The organism is Phenylobacterium sp. (assembly GCF_035276905.1).
GTDB lineage: Bacteria > Pseudomonadota > Alphaproteobacteria > Caulobacterales > Caulobacteraceae > Phenylobacterium.
In genome coordinates this window covers 1-4032 of the sequence record NZ_DATELG010000044.1, presented here as the reverse complement: position 1 = coordinate 4032, position 4032 = coordinate 1, and the positions used below count along the sequence as shown (strand labels likewise).

At 70.8% G+C, this 4032-nt stretch carries 3 protein-coding genes; 1 reads left to right on the top strand and 2 read right to left on the bottom strand.

Going from position 1 to position 4032, the window contains the following annotated elements:
• Together VJS38_RS01720 and VJS38_RS01715 are read right to left on the bottom strand one after the other, a co-directional pair.
• The coding region (locus VJS38_RS01720) for an FAD-dependent oxidoreductase (protein WP_324086427.1) at positions 1–117 on the bottom strand (117 nt) is incomplete at its 3' end.
• A gap of 69 nt (positions 118–186) precedes the next feature.
• The gene (locus VJS38_RS01715; RefSeq protein WP_324086426.1) at positions 187–3609 is read right to left on the bottom strand and encodes an indolepyruvate ferredoxin oxidoreductase family protein; all 3423 of its coding nucleotides are present in this window, start codon (positions 3607–3609) and stop codon (positions 187–189) included.
• A gap of 142 nt (positions 3610–3751) precedes the next feature.
• On the opposite strand from VJS38_RS01715, the gene VJS38_RS01710 reads away from it, so the two are divergent.
• The coding region (locus tag VJS38_RS01710; protein WP_324086425.1) for an Lrp/AsnC family transcriptional regulator at positions 3752–4032 on the top strand (281 nt) is incomplete at its 3' end.

Genomic DNA, 4032 nt, shown 5'->3' with positions numbered 1-4032 from the left:
GGCGGCCTCCTGCTCCAGCACCGCGACCACGAGCCCGCGCCGGGAGAGCGCATAGCCGCAAGCCAGCCCCACCGCGCCCGCACCCACCACCACCGCGTCGAAATCAAACTCGGCCATACGCGAGGCTTAACGCGCGACGGGGCGCGGGGGAACATGGGGCGGCAGCGACTGCGTGCTGAACAGCATTTACGCGGGTGCGAGTTCCCCGCCCCTCTCCCACGCCTCCCACAGCCGCGCTTCCGCGATCTTCGCCGGCCCCACCGACGCTTCCTTCACGTGCCCGAAGCCGCGGATCTGCCTTGGAATCTCGGCGATCTGCACGGCCAGCGGCAGGCGATCGGACGTCAGTCCGCCGACAAGCCGGTCGACGCCCTCCTCGTAGTCTGCGAGCAGGCCGCGCTCCATCTTGCGCTCGGCCGTCCAGCCGAACGGGTCGAGCGGGGTCCCGCGCAGGACTTTGAGCCTGGCGAGCGCCGGAAAGCCGTGGGTCAGCATCCAGCCGCCGAAGGCCATCTTGCGCGGCCGGCCCTCTGCGTCCTTCGGCGCGAGCAGCGGGGGCGACAGCAGCACCTTGGCCTTGCCACCCTCGAGGGTCGCCTCGCGCAGGGCGGCGAAGCGGCCGTCCGAATAGAGTCGGGCGACCTCGTACTCGTCCTTGACCGCCATCAGCTTGTAGAGATTGGCCGCCACGGCGCGGGTCAGGGTCTCGGAGCCCAGCCGCGCCTCGGCCCGCCGGACCGCCTCCACGCGATCGAGGTAGCGGCGAGCGTAGGCGGCGTCCTGGTAGGCGGTCAGTTCCTCCGCGCGGTGGCGGATCAGCTCGTCGACCGACTGGATCGTCGGCGTCGGCGTCGCCAGGTTCTCGGGCGCGAACGCCGCCTTGCGGCCCAGTTCGAAGGCCGCCAGGTTGGCCTCGGCGTCGACGCCGTTCAACCGGATCGCGCGATAGAGGGCGCGGCTGGAGACCGGGACCACGCCCTTCTGCCAGGCGCAGCCCAGCAGGATCATGTTGGCGTAGATCGCATCGCCCAGCTCGCGCTCGGCCAGCGCCTGGGCGGGGGCCTGGGCGTAGGACCTGGTCGCCGCGGCGATGCGCCGGCCTTGAGCGGCGGCGTCGAAGGTCGCGTCGCGGTCGGCGATGAAGTCGGCGGTGGGGGCGAAGTCGCCGTTGCCGACCGCCACGGTCCGGTCCTTGGCGTAGAGGGCGAGCGCATCGGCGCCGGCCGCCACCAGCACGTCGCAGGCGATCAGCACATGGGCGCTGGCCTGCGGCACGCGGCCGCCGACGGTCGCCTGCTCGGTATCGCCGATGCGCACGTGGCTGAACACCGCCCCGCCCTTCTGCGCCAGGCCGGTCATGTCGACCACCGAGGCCGCGCGGCCGTCGACATGGGCGGCCATGGCCAGGACCTGGGCGACGGTCGTCACGCCCGTGCCGCCGACGCCGGTGAAGACGATGTTGCGCACCCCATCCTGCGGCTCGAACTGCGGCAGCGGAACGGCCGGGGCGGCGGGCGCCGGCGCGGCCGCCTTGCGGCGCGGTTTCCCGCCGCCTTCGACGGTGATGAACGAGGGGCAGAAGCCGTCGAGACAGGAGTAGTCCTGATTGCAGCTCGACTGGTTGATGGTCCGCTTGCGGCCGAACTCGGTCTCCAGCGGCTCGACGGAGACGCAGTGCGAAGCCTTGGAGCAGTCGCCGCAGCCTTCGCAGACCAGCGGATTGATCATCACCCGCTTCGCCGCCTGGGCCATCGTCCCGCGCTTGCGCCGGCGCCGCTTCTCGGTGGCGCACACCTGATCGTAGATCAGGACGGTGGCGCCTGGAACCTCGCGCAGCTCGCGCTGGGTCCTCATCAGCTCGGCGCGCGGGCGCACCTCCACGCCGGGGGCGAGGTCGGTGACGTGCGCGTATCGCTCGGGCTCGGCGGCCACCACCACCACGCGGGCGACGCCCTCGGCGGCGAGCTGGCGGGTGATCTGCGGGACGGTGAAGCCGCTTTCCGCCGGCTGGCCGCCGGTCATGGCGACCGCGTCGTTGAACAGCAGCTTGTAGGTGATGTTCGAGCCTGCGGCGACCGAGGCGCGGATGGCGAGCGAGCCGGAGTGGTTGTAGGTCCCGTCGCCGAGGTTGGCGAAGACATGCTTCTGCTCGGTGAAGGGCGCCGCGCCGGCCCAGGTCAGCCCCTCGCCGCCCATGTGGCTGGCGAGATCGGTCGCCGGGTCGCTGAAGCTCGCCATGTAGTGGCAGCCGATGCCGGCCAGCGCCCGCGAGCCCTCCGGCAGGCGGGTCGAGGAATTGTGCGGGCAGCCGGAACAGAAGTAGGGCTTGCGCTGCTGGTCCGCGGCCAGCGTCACCGCCGCCATCGAGGCGGCCGAGACCCGGCCCAGGTAGTCGTGCACCCGCTCCATGTGCGGTCCCGCGGGCAGGCGGTCGGCCAGCGCCAGCGCGATCTCGGCGATGGAGAGCGCGCCGGTCTCGGACAGCAGCGGCGCGCCGCGCTCGTCGGTCTTGCCGATGATGGTGGGCCGGGCGTGCGCCGGCAGGTCGTAAAGCGCCGCGCGCGCCTGGGTCTCGACGATCCCGCGCTTGTGCTCGATCACCATCAGGGTCTCGAGGCCGGCGGCGAAAGCCTTCAGGCCCTGAGGCTCCAGCGGCCAGGGCATGCCGACCTTGTAGACCGCAAGGCCCAGGCCCGCGGCCGCGTCCGGCGACAGCCCCATGGCGGCCAGCGCCTCCAGCACGTCCTTGTAGGCCTGGCCGTGGCAGACGATCCCCAGCCTGGGGCGAGCGCCGCCCAGGACCACGCGGTCGATCCGGTTGGCGCGGGCGAAGGCGAGCGCCGCCGGCAGCTTGTGGCCGCGCAGCCGGCGCTCCTTGTCGAGCGGCTGGTCCTTGAGGCGGATGCCGAGGCCCCCGGCGGGCCGGCGGAAGCCCTCGGGCGTCGTGAAGCGATGGCGCTCGGCCCCGACCTCGATGGTCATGCCGCAGTCCATGGTGTCGGCGAGCGCGATCAGCGCCGTCCAGAGGCCCGAGAACCGCGACAGCGCATATCCCGTGAGGCCGTAGTCCAGCACCTCCTGCACGTCGGCCGGCGAAAGCACCGGCATCTCCAGGTCCTGGAAGGCGAACTCCGACTGCGAGGGCAGCGTCGAAGACTTGCAGAGGTGGTCGTCGCCGGCCACCGCCAGCACCCCGCCCTTCGGCCAGGTCCCGGCGAAGTTGGCGTGGCGGAAGGCGTCGCCGGTGCGATCGACGCCCGGGGCCTTGCCGTACCACATGCCGAAAACGCCGTCGTAGCGCGCGCCGGGGAACAGGTTGGCCTGCTGGCTGCCCCAGACGGCGGTGGCGGCAAGGTCCTCGTTCAGGCCTTCCTTGAAGACGATATCGGCCTCGCCGAGCAGCTTCCCGGCGCGATGGGCCTGCTGGTCGAGCCCGCCCAGCGGCGAGCCGCGGTAGCCGGAGACGAAGCCCGCGGTGTTCAGCCCCGCGGCGCGGTCGAGCCTCTTCTGGTCGAGCAGGATGCGCAGCAGCGCCTGCACGCCGGTGATGAAGACGCGTCCCTCCGTGAGGAGAAATTTGTCATCCAGCGTCACATCGAAGTGCCGCATTGCAATTTCTTTCCTTTCGACCCTCCCAAGGTCCGTTAGAAGATCATATAAGAGCGGAGCAATTGCTTGCCAAAAGCATGCCCCATCACCCCCACTTTGGGGCACGAACATCGCGCCGAAACTGCATAGGCAGGAGGAAAACTTGTCCGAGACCCTGGACGCGGTGGACGCGAAGATCCTGGATCTGATTCAACACGACGCCGGCATGTCGGTCGCCGAGGTCGCCGATCGCGTCGGCCTGTCCTCCAGCCCGTGCTGGCGGCGGATCAAGCGGCTGGAGGACGCCGGCATCATCCAGCGGCGGGTCACCATCCTCGACCGCGAGCGGCTGGGCCTGACCTTCGAGGTCTACTGCACCGTCAAGCTCAGCCTGCCGACCAAGGAGAACCTCGACGCCTTCGAGCAGGCGATCGCCAAGATGCC